This is a genomic window from Micromonospora sp. USAFONa4 (assembly GCF_057197825.1).
On sequence record NZ_CM170072.1, the window covers coordinates 1,641,746 to 1,661,364 of the forward strand.

General features: G+C 73.2%; 17 protein-coding genes and 3 pseudogenes. 10 read left to right on the forward strand and 10 right to left on the reverse strand.

Annotated elements, in window-relative coordinates; all coding sequences use genetic code 11:
* Positions 1 to 16 precede the first annotated feature (16 nt).
* From AC0OO9_RS06680 to AC0OO9_RS06690, 3 genes and pseudogenes are all read right to left on the reverse strand, one after another.
* Positions 17 to 1,132: an SWIM zinc finger family protein gene (locus AC0OO9_RS06680; protein ID WP_484516332.1), complete on the reverse strand. Its 1,116-nt coding sequence runs from the start codon at positions 1,130 to 1,132 to the stop codon at positions 17 to 19.
* Positions 1,129 to 3,840, reverse strand: a pseudogene (locus AC0OO9_RS06685) (DEAD/DEAH box helicase); the annotation flags it as partial. The pseudogene AC0OO9_RS06685 and the gene AC0OO9_RS06680, both read right to left, overlap by 4 nt.
* An 80-nt stretch (positions 3,841 to 3,920) precedes the next feature.
* Positions 3,921 to 4,404: pseudogene (locus AC0OO9_RS06690) on the reverse strand (ATP-dependent helicase); the annotation flags it as partial.
* Positions 4,405 to 4,548: 144 nt separating this feature from the next.
* Between AC0OO9_RS06690 and AC0OO9_RS06695 the strand changes: the two are divergent.
* A complete protein-coding gene (locus AC0OO9_RS06695) occupies positions 4,549 to 5,421 on the forward strand; it encodes a carbohydrate kinase family protein (RefSeq protein ID WP_484516334.1) in 873 nt (290 codons plus the stop codon).
* A gap of 54 nt (positions 5,422 to 5,475) precedes the next feature.
* Here the strand turns inward: AC0OO9_RS06695 and AC0OO9_RS06700 are convergent, their stop codons facing one another.
* Complete coding sequence (locus AC0OO9_RS06700; protein ID WP_484516336.1) at positions 5,476 to 5,997, reverse strand: DinB family protein; 522 nt, start codon at positions 5,995 to 5,997, stop codon at positions 5,476 to 5,478.
* 84 nt (positions 5,998 to 6,081) lie between these two features.
* On the opposite strand from AC0OO9_RS06700, the gene AC0OO9_RS06705 reads away from it, so the two are divergent.
* Positions 6,082 to 6,288, forward strand: coding sequence for a hypothetical protein (locus AC0OO9_RS06705; protein ID WP_484516338.1), 207 nt, complete (start codon positions 6,082 to 6,084; stop codon positions 6,286 to 6,288).
* A gap of 9 nt (positions 6,289 to 6,297) precedes the next feature.
* Here AC0OO9_RS06705 and AC0OO9_RS06710 read toward each other — a convergent pair whose 3' ends face one another.
* The 3 genes from AC0OO9_RS06710 to AC0OO9_RS06720 form a co-directional block, all read right to left on the reverse strand.
* The gene (locus AC0OO9_RS06710; RefSeq protein WP_484516340.1) at positions 6,298 to 7,443 is read right to left on the reverse strand and encodes a polysaccharide pyruvyl transferase family protein; all 1,146 of its coding nucleotides are present in this window, start codon (positions 7,441 to 7,443) and stop codon (positions 6,298 to 6,300) included.
* Between the two features lie 67 nt (positions 7,444 to 7,510).
* On the reverse strand, positions 7,511 to 7,990 hold the full coding sequence (locus tag AC0OO9_RS06715) for a GNAT family N-acetyltransferase (RefSeq protein ID WP_327029226.1): 480 nt from the start codon (positions 7,988 to 7,990) through the stop codon (positions 7,511 to 7,513).
* Between the two features lie 20 nt (positions 7,991 to 8,010).
* On the reverse strand, positions 8,011 to 8,589 hold the full coding sequence (locus AC0OO9_RS06720; protein ID WP_484516342.1) for a TetR/AcrR family transcriptional regulator: 579 nt from the start codon (positions 8,587 to 8,589) through the stop codon (positions 8,011 to 8,013).
* A 74-nt stretch (positions 8,590 to 8,663) separates the two neighbouring features.
* On the opposite strand from AC0OO9_RS06720, the gene AC0OO9_RS06725 reads away from it, so the two are divergent.
* The gene (locus AC0OO9_RS06725) at positions 8,664 to 9,245 is read left to right on the forward strand and encodes a dihydrofolate reductase family protein (RefSeq protein WP_484516344.1); all 582 of its coding nucleotides are present in this window, start codon (positions 8,664 to 8,666) and stop codon (positions 9,243 to 9,245) included.
* Between the two features lie 65 nt (positions 9,246 to 9,310).
* Here AC0OO9_RS06725 and AC0OO9_RS06730 read toward each other — a convergent pair whose 3' ends face one another.
* The 3 genes from AC0OO9_RS06730 to AC0OO9_RS06740 all read right to left on the reverse strand — a co-directional run bounded on the left by AC0OO9_RS06730 (position 9,311) and on the right by AC0OO9_RS06740 (position 12,695).
* Positions 9,311 to 10,108, reverse strand: coding sequence for an alpha/beta fold hydrolase (locus AC0OO9_RS06730; protein ID WP_484516346.1), 798 nt, complete (start codon positions 10,106 to 10,108; stop codon positions 9,311 to 9,313).
* 76 nt (positions 10,109 to 10,184) lie between these two features.
* Positions 10,185 to 10,655 (reverse strand): GNAT family N-acetyltransferase, encoded by a 471-nt coding sequence (locus AC0OO9_RS06735; protein ID WP_484516348.1) that lies wholly within the window; start codon positions 10,653 to 10,655, stop codon positions 10,185 to 10,187.
* A 138-nt stretch (positions 10,656 to 10,793) separates the two neighbouring features.
* Positions 10,794 to 12,695 carry an RNA polymerase sigma factor gene (locus AC0OO9_RS06740; protein WP_484516350.1) on the reverse strand — a complete coding sequence of 634 codons (1,902 nt, stop codon included), beginning with the start codon at positions 12,693 to 12,695 and terminating at the stop codon, positions 10,794 to 10,796.
* 137 nt (positions 12,696 to 12,832) lie between these two features.
* Between AC0OO9_RS06740 and AC0OO9_RS06745 the strand changes: the two genes are divergently transcribed.
* The 7 genes and pseudogenes from AC0OO9_RS06745 to AC0OO9_RS06775 all read left to right on the forward strand — a co-directional run bounded on the left by AC0OO9_RS06745 (position 12,833) and on the right by AC0OO9_RS06775 (position 19,599).
* A complete protein-coding gene (locus AC0OO9_RS06745; protein WP_484516352.1) occupies positions 12,833 to 13,705 on the forward strand; it encodes a hypothetical protein in 873 nt (290 codons plus the stop codon).
* Positions 13,706 to 14,178: 473 nt separating this feature from the next.
* Positions 14,179 to 14,865: a hypothetical protein gene (locus AC0OO9_RS06750; RefSeq protein ID WP_484516354.1), complete on the forward strand. Its 687-nt coding sequence runs from the start codon at positions 14,179 to 14,181 to the stop codon at positions 14,863 to 14,865.
* Positions 14,866 to 15,411: 546 nt separating this feature from the next.
* A pseudogene (locus tag AC0OO9_RS06755) lies at positions 15,412 to 15,924 on the forward strand (hypothetical protein); the annotation flags it as partial.
* 111 nt (positions 15,925 to 16,035) lie between these two features.
* On the forward strand, positions 16,036 to 16,722 hold the full coding sequence (locus AC0OO9_RS06760) for a GGDEF domain-containing protein (RefSeq protein ID WP_484517871.1): 687 nt from the start codon (positions 16,036 to 16,038) through the stop codon (positions 16,720 to 16,722).
* 140 nt (positions 16,723 to 16,862) lie between these two features.
* A complete protein-coding gene (locus tag AC0OO9_RS06765; protein WP_484516356.1) occupies positions 16,863 to 18,158 on the forward strand; it encodes a replication initiator in 1,296 nt (431 codons plus the stop codon).
* Entirely contained in the window at positions 18,155 to 18,358 is a 204-nt protein-coding gene (locus AC0OO9_RS06770) for a helix-turn-helix domain-containing protein (protein WP_484516357.1), read from the forward strand. Before AC0OO9_RS06765 ends, AC0OO9_RS06770 begins: the two co-directional genes overlap by 4 nt.
* Positions 18,358 to 19,599, forward strand: a complete 1,242-nt coding sequence (locus AC0OO9_RS06775; RefSeq protein WP_474609163.1) for a tyrosine-type recombinase/integrase — start codon at positions 18,358 to 18,360, stop codon at positions 19,597 to 19,599. The genes AC0OO9_RS06770 and AC0OO9_RS06775 overlap by 1 nt, the downstream gene beginning before the upstream one ends.
* Positions 19,600 to 19,619 lie beyond the last annotated feature (20 nt).

Consider the following 19,619-nt stretch of genomic DNA (forward strand, 5'->3'; position numbering starts at 1 on the left):
CGTTCCGTCGGCGGTCTCAACCGCCGAGGAGCCGGTACGCCCGCCGCAGCCGCTCCAGGAGACCGGGCCCGCCGATGGCGGGGGCCGGCGCGCCGAGCTGCCGCAGCAGCAGGTCCGGTCCGGTCGACAGGCTGGGTGGCCGGTCGGGCAACGGGACCGGCGGCAGCCAGAACCGGTCGACCGCCTCGGCCAGCGGGGCCGGCGGCAGGCCGGCGAGCGCCCGCGACGCCCCGACCGGCGGGACGGCCTCGGCGTCCCGCCCGGCACCCGGTACACCGCCGTCCCGCGTGGACTCGACCGTCGGCGCGACCGCACCGTCCGGTCTGGACGGCACGGGCTGCGCCGTGGACGGCACGACAGGCGGCACGGCACCGTCCACCACGGACGGGGCGGCCGGCGGCACGGCATCGTCCGGCGTGGACGACGCGGCCGTCGGCACGGCACCGTTCGGCAGGGACGGCGATGTCGGTGCGACCTCGGTCGCGGCCGGCTGGTCGTCGGCGCCTGCGGCGTCGGCCCGCAGGACACGTAGCCGGTCGAGCAACTGCGTCCGGCTCCGGCCCCGCCAGTGCAGCAACTGAAACGGGTCGGCGTCGAACGCCTCCGCAAGCAGGTAGAACGTGGCCGCGAGATGCTTGCAGGGAACGGCGAAGTCGGGGCAGCTGCACCGCTGACGCAGCTCCGCCACGCCGGCGGGGAAGAGCGGGGCGCCGGCGGCCCCGAACAGCTCCTCCAGTTCCGGGGGCAGGTCGCCGGCGAGCAGCCGGGCGCTGAAGAACGCCTGGGCGGCCAGCTCCGCCTCCACGCGGGCCCAGACCGCCTCCGGGAACGGCGGCAGCGCGATGCCCACCTCGTACGGCTGCGCGCGGGAGCCCTGCACGACGGCGTCGACGGTGCCCGGGGCGACCTCCAGCCGGACCACCTGACCGGCCCGCGCGTACGACCGGCCACGGGTCAGCCGGGTGCCGAGGGCGAACGACTCCAGCACCTCCAGGAAGCGTTGGGACCACCAGGACCGGCCGATGGCCCCCCGGGTGCTGCGGGCCCGCAGCCCGCCGTCCACCCGGCGGGGCCGGCCGTAGTCGGCGAACCGGCCGTTGGCGCCGCCGTCGCCCTGCGCCTGCCCGCTCACTCCACCACCGCCCCGGCCTCCAGGGTGAACAGCTCGCGCAGCTGCGTCGTGGACAGCTCGGTGACCCACTGCTCGCCGGTGCCGACGACCGAGGCGGCGAGGCTGCGCTTGTCGGCGATCAGCGCCGCCACCTTCTCCTCCACCGTGCCGGCGCAGACGAACTTGCGGACCTGCACCCGGCGCCGCTGGCCGATGCGGAACGCCCGGTCGGTGGCCTGGTCCTCGACGGCGGGGTTCCACCACCGGTCGACGTGCACCACGTGGTTGGCCTCGGTGAGGGTGAGCCCGGTGCCGCCGGCCTTGAGCGACAGGACGAAGATCGCCGGTCCCCCCGGGGACTGGAATCGGGTCACCATTGCGTCCCGGTCGGCCTTGCCGACGCCGCCGTGCAGGAAGAGCACCTCCCGGCCGAAGCGGGCCGACAGGTGCCCGCGCAGCATGCCGCCGAACTCGGCGTACTGGGTGAAGAGCAGGGCCCGCTCCCCCGCCGCGAGGACCTCGTCCAGGATCTCCTCCAGGCGGGCCAGCTTGCCGGAGCGGCCGGGCAGCGCCGAGCCGTCGCGCAGCAGTTGCGCGGGGTGGTTGCAGACCTGCTTGAGCCGGGTCATGGCGGCGAGCACGAGCCCACGGCGTTCGATGCCGTCGCTGGACTCGATCCGCGCCATCATGTCGTCGACGATCGCCCGGTAGAGCGAGGCCTGCTCGGCGGTGAGGTTGCAGAGCACCTCCATCTCCAGCTTCTCCGGCAGGTCGGAGATGATCGAGGAGTCGGTCTTGAGCCGGCGCAGCACGAACGGGCCGGTGATCCGGCGCAGCCGCTCGGCCGTCTCGGCGTCGCCGTGCCGCTCGATCGGCTCGGCGTACTTCTTGCGGAAGGTCGCCGCCGGCCCGAGCAGGCCGGGGTTGGCGAACTGCATGATCGACCAGAGGTCCGCCAGTCGGTTCTCCACGGGCGTGCCGGTGACGGCGATCCGGTGCCGGGCGGGCAGCGCGCGGACCGCCTCGGCCTGCCGGGTGGCGGCGTTCTTGATGGCCTGGGCCTCGTCGACCACCACCCGCCGCCAGTCGATCCCGGCCAGCTCGACCGCGTCGCGGGCCGCGACCGAGTAGGTGGTGAGGACCAGGTCCGCGTCGTGCACGGCCGCGCCGAACGCCTCGCCCCGCGCCCGCTCCGCGCCGTGGTGCACGTGTACGCGCAGCCCCGGCGTGAACCGCGCCGCCTCGCGCTGCCAGTTGCCCACCAACGACATCGGGCAGACCAGCAGGGTCGGGCCGGCGTCCGGCGGGTCCCCGGCGAGCAGGGCGAGCAGCTGCACCGTCTTGCCCAGCCCCATGTCGTCGGCGAGCACCGCGCCGAGCCCCAGCGACTGGAGGAACGCCAACCAGGCCAGCCCCCGCCGCTGGTACGGCCGCAGCGTGCCGTGGAACTCCGGCGGCGGGTCCAGCGGGGCGAGCCGGCGCTCCACCGCCCCGGCGAGCAGGTCGCCCAGCGCGCCGTCGGCGCTGACCTCCAGCACCGGCAGCGCGTCCGGCTGCTCGGCGTCGGTCAGGCCGAGCCGGAGCAGGTCGGCGACGGTCAGCTCCCCGGAGGAACGGAGCAGCCGCAGGCCGGCGGCGAGCCGCTTCGGGTCCAGTTCGACCCACTGCCCGCGCAGCCGCACCAGCGGGGTCTTCAGCGCGGCCAGCGAAGCCAGTTCCTCGGCCGTGAGCGGCTGGTCGCCGAGGGACACCTCCCAGCGGTAGTCGACGAGGGCGTCCAGCCCGACGCCCCCGACGGTGGCGGCGACGGTGCCCGGGGCGGTCCGGCTGCGGGCCTGCAACCGGGCGCCGAGCCGGGACGACGGGCGCCGCCACCAGGACGGCAGCAGCACGGCGAACCCGGCGGCGTGCAGCACCGGCGCGCCCTCGCGCAGGAACCGGTGTGCCCCCTCGACGTCCAGCTCCAGGGCCTCCGGCGTGGCCGTACGCAGGGCGTTGTCCAGCTCTGGCCAGAGCCGGCTGGCGCGCCCCAGCTCGGCGAGCAGGGTCTCCTGCGGGTCGTCGCCGCGGCCGGCCAGCCCGGCGACGCTCGCCGGCGCCCGCCAGACCTGCCCGGCGTCCACGTGCAGGCTCGGCTCGTCCGCCGCCTGGAGCCCGAACTCGATCCGCCACCGCCCCGCCGGTCGCGCCGTCGCCGCCGGGTCGGCGGGCACCACGACCACCGCCTCGGTGAGCTCGTCGGCCGGCGGCTCGACCAGGCGGAAGCTGGCCCGCACCGCGCCGCCGGCCGCGTCGCGCTGCCAGGCGTCCAGTTCGGCGCGGAGGGTGTCCAGCGCGGCCGGGTCGGCGGCGAACTCCCGCACCGGCCCGGTGAGCGCGGCCAGCCAGGCCGGCACCGCGCCGTTCGGGCGTACACCCCGGGCCAGCGCGGTCTCCGCCAGGGCCGCCCGGACGGCGGCGTCGGTGAGCGCGTCGAGCGCGTCGGCGACCAGCGCGCCCGGCGCGTCGACGGCGGCCGGCGCGGGCCGGTGGCCTCCGGCGGGCGGGCCGGGTCGCGCGCGGCGGGCGGCGACCGGCCCGGACGGGGTGTCCGCCCTGGCGGCGGCACCGGGGTCGCCCGGTGCGTCCGGCCCGGTGGCGGCGCGGGCGGCCGGGGGCAGCGCCAGCGCCAGCGCCCGGGCCCAGGCGGCGTCCGTGCCGGTCAGCAACGGTCGCCAGAGCGCCCGGGCGCCGGCCTCCGCCCGCTCCCCGCCCGCGCGGGTCCGGCCCGGAGCCGGAGTAGCCGCGCAGCCGCCGCTGGCCGCCCCGGAGCGAGCCGCCGGGGGTGCCTCGGCGAGGCCGGGCAGGACCCGGCCCCGGGCCGCCAGGTCGACCGCGAAGTCGGCCAGCTCGGCGAGGTGGCGCAGGGTCGCGCCCGGCACGGCGGCCACCGCGTCGACGCCGCGCAGCAGGGCCAGGGCGGCGTCGGGGGCGTACCAGAGGACGGGCACCCGCCAGCCGGCGAGGGTGACCGGCCCGCGGACCGCCGCGGCGACGTCGGCGCGGACGAGTTCCGGGGAGTCCAGCGGTGCGCCGGCCCGGGTGGGGAGGGTGAGCAGGGCGGTGCCGAGGTGGGCCGGCTCGGCCGCCGCGGCCAGCGCGGCGACGAGCGCGGCCTGGTCGGCGGCGAACGGGTGCGGCCGTTCCCGGGGCGCCCGGCCCGGGCGGCGCGGCGCGTGGGACGGCAGCGCGCTGTCCTCGGCCCAGACGGCGAGCCCCACGCCGGACCGCCAGACCCCGTGGACGACCAGCACGCGTCCCCCTCCTCGCGACGACCCCGGCGAGGATATCGGTCCGGGCCGACGGCCCCGGCCAGCACACCGTCGGCCGTCTGGACGAGCCGGCGGCGGGCGGCCCGGGCCCCGTGGCCGCCGGGCGGCGGGGATAGGGTCTGGCGCGTGTACGACCTCCTCGTGATCGGCGGTCTCGGCGTCGACGTGCGGGTACGGGTGCCCGCGATCCCGCTGCCGGCCGCCGACTCCGTCACCGTCGGCCCGATCGACCTGCGGATCGGCAACACCGGCGCCGGGGTGGCGCTCGCCGCGCACGCGCTCGGGCTCCGGGTGGCGGTGGTCGACGTCATCGGTGCCGACCCGGCCGGCGACGTGGTCCGCGCCGCGCTGGCCCGCACCGGCGTGCACGCCGTGCTGGGCGACGCCCCGGCCGGCACCCGGCGGTCGGTGAACATGGTCGACCCGGCCGGCCGGCGGATGTCGCTCTACGACCCGCGCCCCTGGCACGGGCCGGCCCCGTTCCCGGCGGCCGAGGTGACCGCGCTGGTCCGGCAGGCGGCCCACGTACACCTGTCGATCATGGATTGGACGCTTCCCCTGCTGCCCGCCCTGCGCGCGGGGCTGGCCGGCGGGGTCGTCCTCTCCACCGACCTGCACGACTGGGACGGCGCGAACGCCTACCACCGGCCCTTCGCCGAGGTGGCCGACCTGGTCTTCGTCAGCGGGGTCCGGCTGGGCGCGGGGGCCGGCGCGCTCGCCGCCACGCTGGCGCCCCGCACGGTACTGGTGACCCGGGGCGCGGACGGCGCCGAGCTGCACACCGGCGGGGGCGCACCGACGGCGGTGCCCGCCGCCGCACCGCCCGCACCGGTCGTCGACACCAACGGCGCGGGGGACGCCTTCGCGGCGGGCGTGATCGCCGCCCGGCTGCGCGACGCGGCGCTGACCGACGCGGCGGCGTACGCGGCCCGGGTCGCCGCGGCGGCCTGCACCCACGACGGCATGGAGTATCCGCCCGACCTGCTGCCCCGTCGCTGAGCCCGCCGTGCGTCGGCGCGCCCGGGTCAGGGTCGCCGCGCCGGCCGGCGGCGGTCAGAGCGTGCCGGTGGCGCCGTCGGTCAGCTCGCGGAGGATGTCGGCGTGCCCGACGTGCCGGGCGGTCTCCTCGATCATGTGCACGAGGATCCAGCGCAGCGAGACCTCACCGAGCTGCGGGTGCGGCACGACGTGGTCGAGGTCGAACCGGCCGGCGACCTCCCGGGACCGGGCGCACGCCCGCTCGTACGCGGCGGCGAGCCGTTCGACGGTGTCGTCGTCGGTGAGCGCGAAGCTCGCCGCCGCGTCCTCCTCCGAGGTGAGGTAGACGTCGCCCGGGCCGGGGGCGAGCAGGCACGGGAACCAGTTCCGCTCCACCAGCGTCAGGTGTCTGACGAGACCGGCGACGGTGGTGGCCGAGGGCACCAGCCGGCGGGCCGCGTCAGCGTCGGAGAGCCCGCGCACCTTGCGCAGCAGCACGCCCCGGTGGAAGTCGAGGAACGATTCGAGCACGGCCCGCTCGTCGCCGGTGCGCGCCAGCACCGGGCCGAGCGTGGGATCGATCGCCATCTCCGCCATCCACCGACCCTAGTGCCGGGCCGCCCCGGCCCGCTGCCCCGCTATCCGCTGCGGGGTCCCCCGGGGCGGGGCAGGATGGGGCGCATGGCATCAACGGCAGAGATCCCCCTGGTCGGTGGCGTGGCCGACGGCGAGACCGTCACCGTGGAGCTGGACCCGAACGGCCGCCCGCCGTTGACGCATCACCACCTCGGCGCGAAGGGGCTGGCCGAGGCGGAGATCTACGAGCTGGAGTCCGTGGACGCCAACGCCGACCGGTGGTGCTACCGCTGGCGGGGGCCGGCGGTCTGAGCCGGCGGGTCAGGCCGCCGGGGCCAGGGTGCGGGCCCGCAGGCTGTCCAGCATGGCGCGGGTGACCTGGGAGGTTCCCCGGGCCTCTTCGCACACCTCGGCCACGCGTCGGGCGGTGGCCTCGGCCCGCTGCTCCCGCTCGTCCCAGAGCCGGTCGACCTCGGCCAGCAGCGGGCCCTCGACCTCCCGCTCCACGCCGCGCAGCGCCGGCACCCCGAGCCGCTGGGCGAGGTCGAAGACCTTGCCGGCGTACGGCAGGGGCAGGAACGGCGTGCCCGCCATCGCGGCGAAGATCAGGAAGTGCAGCCGCATGCCCACGGCCAGGTCGAAGTGGCGCATCAGCCCGAGCACCTGCTGGGGCGAGTAGGTGCCGTGCAGGATCCGGCCCCGCTCGGCGGCGACCATGTGCGACAGCACGCCGTGCGAGTGCCGGATGTCGTCGCGCTCCATCGGGACGAAGAGCACGTAGGCGTCGATCCGGTGCACCAGGAAGTCGCCGATCTGGGCGAGCAGCCGGTGGTAGCCGTCGACGTCGAGCCGCTCGGCGGCCCGGCCCGGCTCCCGCACGCTCATCCCGACCAGCCGCTTGCCCGCCGGCACCCCCTCCTCGCGGAGCAGCTCCGCCGGGAAGTCCTCGGGCTCGATCAGGAACGCGGGATCGGCGGTGACGGTGATCGGGTTGAGCAGCCCCGCCTCCTCCAGCACCATCCGGGACTCCTGGTCCCGCACGGTCACCTGGGTGGCGCTGGCCAGGGTCTCCCGCACCATGCCGGTGTCCACGTCCTCGCTGAGCGGCCCGACCCCCACCGCGTACGTCAGCAGCGGCAGGCCCCGCTCCTGGGCGACCCGGACCACCCGCAGGTAGCGGCGGGCCTCCCGGTCGTAGAGGATGCCGCCGCCGCCGAGGATCAGCACGTCGAGTTGGGCCAGGACCAGCGCCGAGTCGGTCCGGCTGATCCCCTCCCAGGGCACCGCCTCCACGTCGGGATGGGCGATCCTGGTGTGCTCCGGGTTCCGGGAGAAGACGATGATCCGCCCGTTCGGCTCCTGCTCGCGCAGATCGGCGAGCAGACCGCTCAGGATCGCCTCGTCACCGAGGTTGCGACCGCCGTACGAGCCGAGCACACCGATGGTCAGTCCGCCGCCATGCCTCATCCGTCGCTCCTCCCCAGGTGCGTCCGGGGCGGGGTTCCCGTTGCGCCGGGGAACACTCCTGACGGGCTCAGCCGGCCGGGGAGATGCGCTTCGTCATCTGCTGGGCGGCGACCCGGTAGCCGAGGTCGTGGTAAAGGTGGATGGCCCCGGTGTTGGAGCCGAAGACGTTCAGTCCCAGCTCGGGCACCCCGAGGGCGGCGAGTTCCGCCTCGACGAGCTGGATCATCCGCCGCCCGTACCCCTGTCTGCGGTGTCCGGGATGCACCTCGACGCTGTTGAGCCACGCGGTGTGGGGCCCGGCGGGGCCGCCGGGGAGGCCGACCCAGATCCACCCCACCTCGACGTCGCCCACCCGGGCCGTGCGGAGCAGGGCGCCTGCGCTGTCGACGCCGTCGGGGAGCTGTTCGCGCAGCTGGGTGGTGGCCCGCTCCAGGGCCGCGGCCGGCGCCAGGCCGCGGTCGGTGACCATCGCCTCGGCGTACGAGCGCACGAGCGGCTCCCGCACCCGCGCGAACTCCTCGGCCGTCATCGGCACCAGTTCCACCACGCCGCCTCCCTGTGTCGGAGTCACCGGTCGACACCGCCGACCAGCCGGGACACGAACGCCACGACCACCTCGTCGGGGTCGAATCCCGCCTCGATGGACGTGCCGAGCAGATCGAGCAGCAGCCCGTCCACGGCGTAGTGCAGCAGAGCGACCTCGAACGCGCCACCCGGTAATCCGGCGGCGAGGTGGAACGCGACGTCGTCGCGGTAGCCGCGCCGCAGGGTGTCGCCGAGGATCCGGGCCAGGTCGGGGCGGCGGGCGGCCTCCAGCCGCAGCTCGATCAGCGCCCGGGTGAGCTCGGGCTGCCGCGTGGTCCGCTCGACGATGTAGCGCAGGTAGTCCGTGAACAGCTCCAGGGACGGCTCGCGGACGCCCAGCTCGGCCAGGACCCGCTCGTCGGGGGCGAAGCGCTCCATGATCCGCTCGCCGAGCGCGCCGAGCAGGGCGTCCCGGGAGCGGAAGTAGTTGGAGGCGGTCCCCGTCGGCACGCCCGCCTCGGCGTCGACCGCCCGGTGGGTGAGGCCGCGTGCCCCGGTCGCCGCCAGTACCCGCAGCCCCGCGTCGGCCAGGGCCGCCCGTCGTTCCACGTTTCTCGCCACGGGAAACACCGTAGCAACAACCACTACGTATGTAGTAACTTCATCCACGACACCAGTAGTGATTGGGGAACGGTTTGCGCAAACTCGTGTACTACGTCGCCAGCACCCTCGACGGCTTCATCGCCGCCCCCGACGGGTCGTACGACTTCTTCCCGTTGGAGCCCGACCTGGCCGCCCACCTGGCTGCCAACTGGTCCCAGACCCTCCCGACGTTCGCCCACCCGCAGTTCGGCATCGACGAGCCGACGGGCCGCTTCGACGCGGTGGTGATGGGCCGGGCCACCTACGACCCGGCGCTGAAGATGGGCGTCACCAGCCCGTACGCGCACCTCAAGCAGTACGTCTTCTCCCGCACCCTGCCGCCGGCCGCCGAGCCGGAGGTGGAGATCGTCTCCACGGATCCGGTGGACTTCGTCCGGGAGCTGAAGTGCCGACCCGGCCGCGACATCTGGCTCTGCGGCGGCGCCCAGCTCGCCGGCCAGCTCCTGCCCGAGGTCGACGAGCTGATCATCAAGCTCAACCCGTACGTGGTCGGCAGCGGCATCCCGCTCGCCGACCGGGGGTTCGACCCGCGCCGGTTCGACCTGGTCGACACCCGCCCGTTCGACAGCGGGGTGGTCATCCTCCACTACGCCCGCCCCGCCGGGGCGGAGTGACCGGGCGACCCGGAACGCAACCGGCCGGAGGTTCCGGCGGCGCCCGGTCCCGACAGCGCCCGGCGTCAGCCGGGCGGCGCCACCGGGTGGGTGAGGAACGGCAGCACGGCGGCGGGCAGCGCCGGCGAGACGACGATGTCGTAGTGGGTGAGCCCCGGCAGCACGGCGAGCCGGGAGGCCGGGCGGTCGGCGCCGTCCCCACCGGCGTCCCGGTGGCCGCCGCCGAGCAGCCCGAAGAACTCCACCGCGTGTGCGGCGCTGACCGAGTCGGCGTCGGCGAAGACCAGCAGGGTGGGCACGGTGAGGGCGGCCACCTCGGCCGACCAGTCGTAGTCGCGGCGCAGCAGCTCGCCGGTCTTCGCCCAGAGCCGCGACCAGTCCCCCGGCCGGGGCGCGACGCGGGTGTAGAGCGCGTGCGGCGGCGTGCCCCGCATCCGCTCGCCCGCCTCCTCGTCGGGCTCGGGCATGCCCGCCAGCACCTCCGGATACCAGCCCAGCCGCCGGCACGGCGCGGAGACGACGACCAGCCGGCGCACCAGCGCCGGGTGCTGGATCGCGGTACGCAGCGCCACGCCGCCGCCGAGCGAGTAGCCCAGCACGTCGGCCTCGGCCAGGTCGAGGTGCGCGATCAGCGCCGCGACGTCGTCGGCCATCGACTCGTAGCGCAGCGGACGGTCGACGTCGGCGGTGCGCCCGTGGCCCTGGAGGTCGACCGCGATCACCCGACGACGCGCGGCCAGCGCCGGCAGGATCGGCGCGAACGTCTCCACCGACCCGAAGCCGCCGTGCAACAACAGCAGCGGACGGCCGGCGCCGTGCTCCTCGTGCCACAGGCGCAGCCCGGCGACCTCCGCGTAGCTCATCGTCCCATCCAACCCGGCCCGCACGACGTACGCGGCCGATCGGCCGTCCGGGCATGCCCGGCCGTGCTCTCGTGGGCTACAGCCGCTTGCGCATCTGGATGGCGGTCGCCTCGAAGCCCAGCTGCTCGTAGAGCCTGCGCGCGGGGAGGTTGAAGCCGAAGACGCTCAGGCCGATCGAGACGACTCCCCACTCCCGGCACCGCTGTTCGACGGCCTGGAACATGGCCCGCCCGTGGCCCCTGCGCCGCTGTTCCGGTCGCACCTCGACGTCGTAGCAGAAGGCGTGCGGCCCGTCCGACTTCTGTTCGACGTGCAGCCAGAGCATGCCGACCTCGTCGTCACCGTCGTAAGCCGTCCAGAGATGGTGCCCCGGCGTGGCCAGGCCGTCGGGCAGGAGCTTCGCGTAATCCTCCTGGGCCTTCCGTTCGGCCTCCGGCGCCGGCAGCGCGCCGGACTCGGCGATGTGCTGCGCGTAGCTCGCCTCCGCCCCACGCCGATACCGGAGGTACTGCTCGGCGGTCATCGGCTCAAGTCTCAGCGTCGCCACCCCGACACCGTATTTCAGCCGTCCGGACCGGACCGCCCGGGAAGGACAACAAGGACATCGGGGTCCACTTGCGCCCGGGCCCGTCCACAGTGACGCCGACGGGCCGCTCGTCCCGCAGGCCGCCCGCGACCGTCCCGGCTATCCCGGCCGTACGCACGGATCGGTGACCGTGTAGGTGGGGCTGCCCGCCGTGCGGCCGTCCCCGGCAGTCGCCCGTACCGACCAGGTCAGCGTCGGTGCGCGCAGTTGCCCGACGGTCGCCCGCGCGGTCGTTCCGTCCACCGTCATGGCCCGGACCGACGTCCTGCCCCCGGCGGGTGTCCAGCGCACCTCGGCGTCGCCGAGCGTGGCACTGCCGGTGGCCTGCACCACGAGGGTGTACGTGTCCGACCCGCACCGCACGTGGGCGGTGGCGGAGACCGTGAACGGCGCCGCCACCTTCAGCGTGACGGTCGGCCGGGGCACGGCCGGAGGTCTGGTCGGTGCCGTGGTCGGTGCCGGTGCGGGGCCACCCGGCACGGCGTCGGGCGCGTCAGTCCGGGTGACCCCGTCGCCGTCCGCCGGCGTGACCACGGGCCCGGGTGTCGGACCGACGCCGCCCGCCGGCGGCGGTTCGGCGGCCCGCGTGCCGGTCAACGGGGCAGTGCCCGACGGCAGCACGGAGGCGGACGTCACCGGATCGCCGGCCGCCGGTCCGCGCGTCTCCGACACCGGCTGGCCGGCGGCGTCCTGCGCGGCGGTCGGGCGTCCGGGTGCCAGCGCCCAGGTCCCGAGTGCGGCGAGGAGGATCAGCAGCGCCACGGACGCGGAAACCTGCCGGCGGTGCCGCTTGCGGTCCGCTGGCGAGGTCGTCCGCACAGGATGCGCCGCACCGCGCGACGCCACCGCACCGCCTGCAGCGGCTGCCGCATCGTTCGAGGACGCTGCCGTCACACCGCCCGAGGGCCCCGCCGCCGCACCGTCCGGGGTCACCGGCCGGTTCGCCGCAGGCGTAGGCCCGTCGACCGCGCCATCCGCCGCAGGCCCCTTAGCGGCCCCCTGTGCCTGTCCGGTGTCCCCCATCCCGGGGATTGCCTCGGCCGGCGGCGCCGGATCGGCGGACGAAGCCGGACCGGCGAACGGTGCCGCATCGGCGGACGAAGCCGGATCGGCGGACGGTGCCGGATCGGCTGGCAGCGTCGGGTCGGCCGGCGCGGGGTCGGCCGTGACCGGGCCCGCCGGATCGGTCCCCGCGCCGGGTGCCGGATCGGCCGGGGCGGCGGTCGCGGCCTCGGCCAGTCGCGGCCACACCGAGTCGGCGACGACCAGGAAGGCCGGAGCCGTGTACGCCGACAGCAGCGCGGCCGGGCTGAGCTGTTCCCGCCGGAGCAGCCCGCACACCGCACAGCTCTCGATGTGCCGCGACACCCGCTTGCGCAGCGTCGGGGTGAGCCGGCCCTGCCAGCCGTCGATCAGGTCGGCGAGACCCGGGCAGTCCCGGGCTCCGGTGCGGGCCACCAGCAGCGCCCCCAACGCCCGTTCGAGCTGCGAGCGGGCGCGCGACAGGCGGGCGTGCGCGTGGTTCGTGGGCACCCCGAGGGCCGCGCCGATGTCGGCGGACGACAGGTCGTGGCGGATGGCCAGGTGCACCACCTCACGGTCGCCCGGGTTCAGCGCCGCCACCGCGCTGTGCACCAGGTCGCGTACCTGATCGGCGTTGACGCCCGTGCCCGGGTCGGCGATGTCGGCCGCCGGCTCGCCGGCCTCCTCCAGCGGCAGGGAACGGGACCTCTCCCGCAGCTGCCGGAGGCACTCGTTGCGCACGATCGCGTACAGCCAGGAGCGCAGCCGGTCGGGCTCGCGGAGCTGGTCGATGCGCTGGCTGGCGGTGAGGAACGCGTCGTGGACGGCGTCCGCGGCGGCCTCCGGCTCGCGCAGCATGGTCCGGGCGTACGTGTAGAGCCGGTCGGCGTAGCGCCGGTACATGCCCTCCAGCCCGGCCCGTTCGCCGCGCCGCAGTGCCTCGACCAGGGCGATGTCGTCCGGTGCCGCCATGTCCATCCAGTCCCTCGCTCCTCGTCGTCCGGTCAATTAGAACCGCGGGAAATTTTTCTTCGAACTTTCTGTTGGCATCCCGACCCCACGCCTCTCCTACCGGTGTCATCGCAAGCGAACAGCGCCAGGGAGAGGAAGACACCATGCGAGAGGGATTCAACAGCAACCGGTGGACGCGTCGGACGGCTGCCATGGGCGGGGCCGCGTTGAGCGCGCTCGTGCTCGGCCAGATCGCCCTTGCCGGGCCGGTGGCGGCGGTGCCCGGCCTGACCTACAAGACGACGACCGGCCCGAGCAACAGCGCCGCGAAGTCGCAGAGCGCCACCTGCCCGGCCGGCACCAAGGTCATCGGCGGCGGCGGCGCGATCACCGGTTCCGGCCTCGGGCAGGTCGGCATGGACATCATGCGGCCGCTGATCGGCGGGGACGCGTACTCGGTGACCGGCCGCGAGGACGAGAACGGCGTCGGCGGCAACTGGGCGGTCACGGCGAACGCCGTCTGCGCCACGCCGCCCGCCGGTCTGGTGATGGTGTCCGGCAGCTCCGCGCCGAGCTTCGGCACGTCGAACTGGTTCGAGAAGTCCTGCCCGGCCGGCAAGCGCGCGATCGGGGTCGGCGGCGCGGTCGTCGGGGCGTCGAACAGCGAGGTCGTCCTGGAGGACCTGCGCATCCACCAGAACAGCGTCGTGGTGGCAGGCGCCGAGGACGGCACCGGCTTCGCCGGCTCGTGGTGGCTGGACGCCACCGCGATCTGCGCCGACCCGCTGCCCGGCGAGCAGCGGGTGATCGACGACAGCGTCTACAGCTCCGCCTCCATCCAGTCGGTCACCGCCACCTGCCCTACCGGCACGCGCGTGCACGGGGTGGGCGGCGAGATCCTCGGCGGAGACGGCCAGGTGCGCCTCACCGAGATGCGGGCCACGAGCTCGACCGTCGTCACCGTCCGTGCCATGGAGGACGAGGACGGCTTCAGCGGAAACTGGAAGGTGCGCGCGTACGCCGTCTGCGCGAGCTGACCGCCCACGACAGCGGGCCGCCGGTCATCCGGCGGCCCGTTTCCGTGCTGGTCAGAGTGTGGGCGCGGCAGGTTTCGAACCTGCGACCCCTCGCTTGTAAGTTCTGGGCACTTCGTCCAGCCCAGTCCGCACGTGCCTCTGACCTCGGATCGCAGTCCATCGCTGCTCGGCTTCGGCCCGGCCTGTCTGGCCCTGTTGCTGTCCCCGTTGCTGTCGAAAGTGCAGGGCGACAACACGGCTGACTCACCGCCTACGATATGCCCGTGGAGGGCCTTGGGACGGTCGCACTGGTGCTCTGCGGCGCGCTGAGTTGCCTGTTCGTCTGCCTAATGCTGTGCGCCGTCGCTGCGGCATGGGCCGCTTGGCCCCAGCCGTTGCCAGTGACCTGATGATCATGGGAGTTGGACGAAACTGCGGCTGTAAGGGCGGCCGAGCCGCAAGATCGTGGTTGCCTGGATGGGTTATAAGAGGGCATGAGCAAGAGTGAGGGAGCGAGACGGCTCGGCGCTCGCACCGCCATCGAGATCGCCACAGCCAGCCTGGGGCTGGCCGGACCGGTTGGCGCGTTGGTGGGCGCCGCCATCAAGCCCGCGCTCGAACTAGTCGCGGTCCGCGAAGAACGGGGCATGCACAACATCAAGCAAGTGGTGACGGGAATTCAAGAAGCCACTGGACTATCACCCGAGGAATTCAGTGAATGGGCGGGCGATAATGACGGCCGGCTAATGTTAGCCACCAGCGCATTCCAGGCTGCGAACAATACCATGCACGAGCAGAAGGTAAAGGCGCTGGCAGCAGTCCTCGCCGACAACATCAATGACGTGGCCACGCTTGATTTATCCATTATGATCGTTGCTGCACTCGCGGACCTGGAAGCACCGCACATCCGCATTTTGCACGCCCTGATCAATATCAACGGCATGGCTCATACTTACACACGTGAAGATCTACCCGAATATTCCTGGCTCCAATCCGGGCTTGAGATACACTTCCCGGGACTTCGTTCCGGACTAACCCCAATCTTGGCAACGCTGGATCGCTGGGGCATGGCCGCTCGCGGCCCAGATGCCGTTCTCAGCTATTCCAACGAAAAAGACCCGACCTGGCATCCGACCGAATTCGGTTTTGTATGTTTGCGGTATCTGGAAGATCAGGAATAGCTTCCTGCACCCACGAAGTCCACCACGTTGCCCTGACGGGTGCCCTGGCTCGGGCTCGGCTTTCGTGTCGCGGACCCCGCCCCCGCCGGACACCGCCACAGCAGCCGCCTTTGACTTGACCGGGACCGCGTACGGCGTCGGCTCCTGGGCGACCGGCCCGAGCACGACGGCAACCACCCCCCTCCCAGATGCCGGGTTTGACTTGACCTGGGCTGCGGTAGCGGCTGGCGCGGGGGGTCGTCTGCTTGGACACGGCGGGCGCCGCCCCCATGCTCGGGTCTTGCCGCTCCTACCGTGCGGGGCCTTCTCGGGGCGGCGCTCCGACGGCGATCGGTACTAGCGCTGAGTGATCGGGGCGCTGCTGCTGTTCCTCTGCTCCAGGCCCGCCGGGGCGTGACCGGCCGCCAGGCCGCACGCGCGCCCCGGCGGCGGGCCGCAGGCCCGCCCTTGACCAAGTAAAGAAAGTCTGAACACACCACGCTTCGGCCATAGTGTCGTGCGTCGGTTGATGTTTGACACTGCGGCCTCGGCTGATGGTTGACATGAATGCTGGCCGCGCACCTCATGGTGCCGATCCTGGTGTTCTTCCTGGCCGAGGTCATGCCGATCGTGCAGGCACGCTGCACCCAAGCACGACGGTCCATCAACCTCACGAACACCCCGACCCCCACCCCGGCCCCGGCCCCTGCTCCCGTTCCGGCTCCGGCTCCGGCTCCGGCTTCGGCTTCGGCTTCGGCTTCGGTGACCGTGCCGGCCGCCGTCGCGGAACCCGCCACCCCGGCACCGGTCCCAGCTGCGGCGCCCGCTCCGGTGCAGGTTCCCGCCTCGATCCCGGTCCCCCGGGTGGAGCCGACCAGTGACGCCGTTGCGGAGCCTCCGGCCCTGGACGGCTTGGGCATCCCGGCCGTGATGCAAGCCCAGATCCGGCGACTCGTCGCGGACCTGGACCGCCCGGTCACCGCCGTCGACATCCAACAGGCCACCCGGCTACCGGCATCGATCGCCTCGAAGGTCGCTGACCGGTTCACCCCGGCCACGGCCAACGGCTACACGCACTAACCCCGCTCATCTCCTGGCCTGCCGCGCTCCATCCTGCGGGCGCGGCAGGCCCCGCACGGCCCCTGTCTTTCCCTGCCGAGGAGGCACCCCGTGTCCCGTTCGCTGTCCTACCTGTCGTCGCTCACCGTCCACAATGGGGCGCCGATAAGCCTCGCCCTCGTTACCGGTCTGCTCCTGGTCGCCGCCGTCGCCCTGGTGGGCTGGAACCGGTATCGGCTGACCGTGCTCCGCTACGAGCTGGCCGCCCTGCGGCGGGCCGTTCTGCGTGACCCCTTGACCGGCCTGGCCAACCGCGCCGGACTCACCCAGGCGTGGACGCACCTCGCTGCCGCCCGGCCGCACGTGGCGGTGATCGACCTCGACGGCTTCAAACCCGTCAACGACACCCACGGCCACGCCGCCGGCGACATCGTCCTCACCACCATCGCCGGCCGCCTCCACACGATCAACGCAGTAACCGCGCGGCTCGGCGGAGACGAGTTCGCCGCACTCATCGACGAACCCGACCCGGCCGCCGTCGCTGACCACCTCGCCCAGGTGATCGCCGCCCCGGTCGTACTGCCCACCGGAGTGACGGTCTCGGTGACGGCCAGCATCGGCCTTGCCCCTACTGCTGGTGACCTGCCTGCCGCTCTCGCCGCTGCTGACGCCGCGATGTACCGAGCCAAGACCACCCGCGCCGGAGTCGCCACGTTCGACCCTCGCCGCGATGACCACACCGCCCCGGCTGCCACCGCTCGGCCGGTCGTGCGGGTTCGTGACCTCAGCGGCGCTGCGGTTCCCAGCTACGCCCACTGACGTTCGAGCCCTCCCCACCTCGCTCTGACCCTGCCGTGCTTCACGTCCTGGAGCACGGCAGGCCCGTCTCCGAAAGGAGGAACCCCATGGCACTACCACCTACCACCGCGTATGACGCTGAGGCAGCCCTGTCCCGGTGGATGCGCACCCCGGCCTATAAGGAATGGCGGGCCGGCGTCGAGAGCGTCAAAGGCTGCCTGCAACCGGTGCGGCTGCTCGGCAAGTTCGAGGTTCGGCACACCGGCAGCGGTGACCTCATCGCCTCTCGGCAGGGCAAGGTGTGGGCGCCGTGCGGTACCCGCCGATCGGCCGTATGCCCGTCCTGCGCCGACCGGTACGCCGCTGACGCCTGGCACCTGATCCACGCGGGCATGTCCGGCGGCAAGGGCGTCCCCGACACCGTGGCTCGGTCCACGCGGCTGTTCGTCACGCTCACCGCCCCGTCGTTCGGTGCGGTGCACAACCGGCCCGGTAAGCGGCCCTGCTCCTGCGGACGCTGGCACCCCGAGGGACACCCGCTCCTGGGTAGCCCGGTCGACCCGGCAACCTACGACTACACGGGCGCGGTGCTGTGGCAGGCACACAGCGGCCAACTCTGGCACCGCTTCACCATCGCGCTACGCCGCGCCGTCGCCGCCGCTGGTGGCCTCACCGTCCGCGCATCCGGGGCGCACCTGCGGATCTCCTACGCCAAGGTGGCCGAATACCAGCGGCGCGGCCTGGTCCACTTCCACGCCGTCATCCGCGCCGATGGCCCGTCCGGGCCGGACTCGTCGCCCCCGGTGTGGCTCACCGCCGACGTGTTGGCCGACGCGGTGCGTTCCGCGGCTTCCTCCGTCGAGCTGGACACCGCACGACCGGACGGAACCCCCTTGCCCCTCGGGTGGGGCGCACAGGTCGACGTCAAGGACATCACCGCCACCGATGTCGACATCGACGACGCAGACGACGACGGGGACCAGGCCGTGGCCGACACCCGGCTTGCCGGCTACATCGCCAAGTACGCCACCAAGGGCACCGGCGCCACCGAGACCGGCGACCGGCGCATCCGCTCACAGGCATACATCGACCGGCTACGGGTCTCCGCTCACCACCGCGCAATGATCCAAACCGCGTGGAACCTCGGCGGACTCGACCAGTACGCCGATCTCAAACTGCGCCACTGGGCGCACATGCTCGGCTTCCGAGGCCACTTCCTCACCAAATCGCGCATCTACAGCACGACCTTTAAGAACCTCCGCGCGGAACGCCGAACCCACCAGATCCACACCGCACTCACCGACGCTGGACTGCCCGACGACACCGACGTCCTGGTCGTCAACGACTGGCAGATCCTCGGCATCGGCTACGACTCGCCGGAACAGCTCGAACTCGCCACCGCCATCGGTGACCGCATCCGAACGGCACGACAGCAAGCCAGAAAGGAACCCCGTTGAGCGCCACCCCCACCTCTCCGTTCGGTCCTCGCGTGCTGCGCGTCGAGGAAGCCGCCCATGCCCTAGGCATCGGCCGATCACTCGTCTACGACCTCATCCGCTCCGGCCGGCTCCGCTCCTTCAAAGTCGGCAGCCGCCGCCTCATCCCCGCCGCCGCCATCGACGAAGCCATCACCATGCTCACCGAGGAAGCCGCCTGATGCCCAGACAGCCCAAACCCCGCCCGACCAACGCCCGGCGCAACCCCAACGGCGAAGGCTCCATCTACCAACGCGCCAGCGACGGCCGCTGGGTCGGACAGGCATACGTCCTCACCACCGACGGCACCCGCAAACGGAAGTTCGTCTACGGCGCAACCTGGGACGAAGCCCACGCCAAGCTCATCGAGCTAAAGGCGAAATCCCAGCGCGGCATACCCGTTCCCGATCGGGCTTGGAAGCTCTCCGACTACCTGCCCTACTGGCTGGCCGCCTACGTTGCCGACCTCAAGCCCACCACCGCGCGGGGATACGAGAGCGCCGTCCGGCTGCACCTGGTCCCGGCACTCGGCAGCAAGCGCCTCGACGGCCTCCAGGTCCAGCACGTCAAGGCGTTCATAGACGAGTTCCGCCAGAAGTGTCTCTGCTGCACCGCTGGCCTCGACAAGAGCCGTCGACCCGATCGGCGGTGCTGCTCGGTTGGCCGGTGCTGTCAGCGCTACCCGAGCACCCGTCAGATCCAGTTCGTGCACGCGGTGCTGCGCAACGCGCTCCAGCACGCCATGCGGGAAGAGCTGCTTTCCCGCAACGTCGCCAAGCTGGTACGCATCCCCTCTCCTCGTTACCGCATCGGTAAGGGCCTGTCCGTCGACCAAGTTCGAAAGATCCTCGCCGCAGCCGAGGGCCACCGGCTCTACCCGCTCTACGTGGTGGCGGCCACGCTCGGACTGCGGCGCGGCGAACTCCTAGGGCTGCGCTGGTCAGATCTGGACCTGGACAACGGCACCGCCGCCATCGGTCAGACCGTGCAGCGGACCGGCGGGAAGCTCCGCCTGCAGGACACCAAGACCGAGGACTCAGACAGCATCCTTCCGCTGCCGGACTGGCCCTGGCTCGTCCTGCTCGACCACCAGGAACGGCAGCGCAAGGAACGCTCTCGGCTGGCGGAGGTGTGGCAGGACCACGGCCTAGTCTTCCCCTCCGAAGTTGGCACTCCGATGGAGCCACGCAACCTGAACCGTCACTTCGCCGCCTTGCGGGAGGTGGCCGGCTGCCCGGAGGTCCGGCTACACGATCTACGACACACGGTCGTGTCGCTGCTGATGGAGCTGGGCGTCCCGCCGCACGTCGTCCAGGCCATCGCCCGACACGCCGACGTGAAGATCACACTCAAGATCTACTCGCACGCCAACCTTGATGCCATGCGGCAGGCGCTCGGGAAGCTCGACGGTCGGCTCTCGTGACCGCTACTGCTGTCACCGTT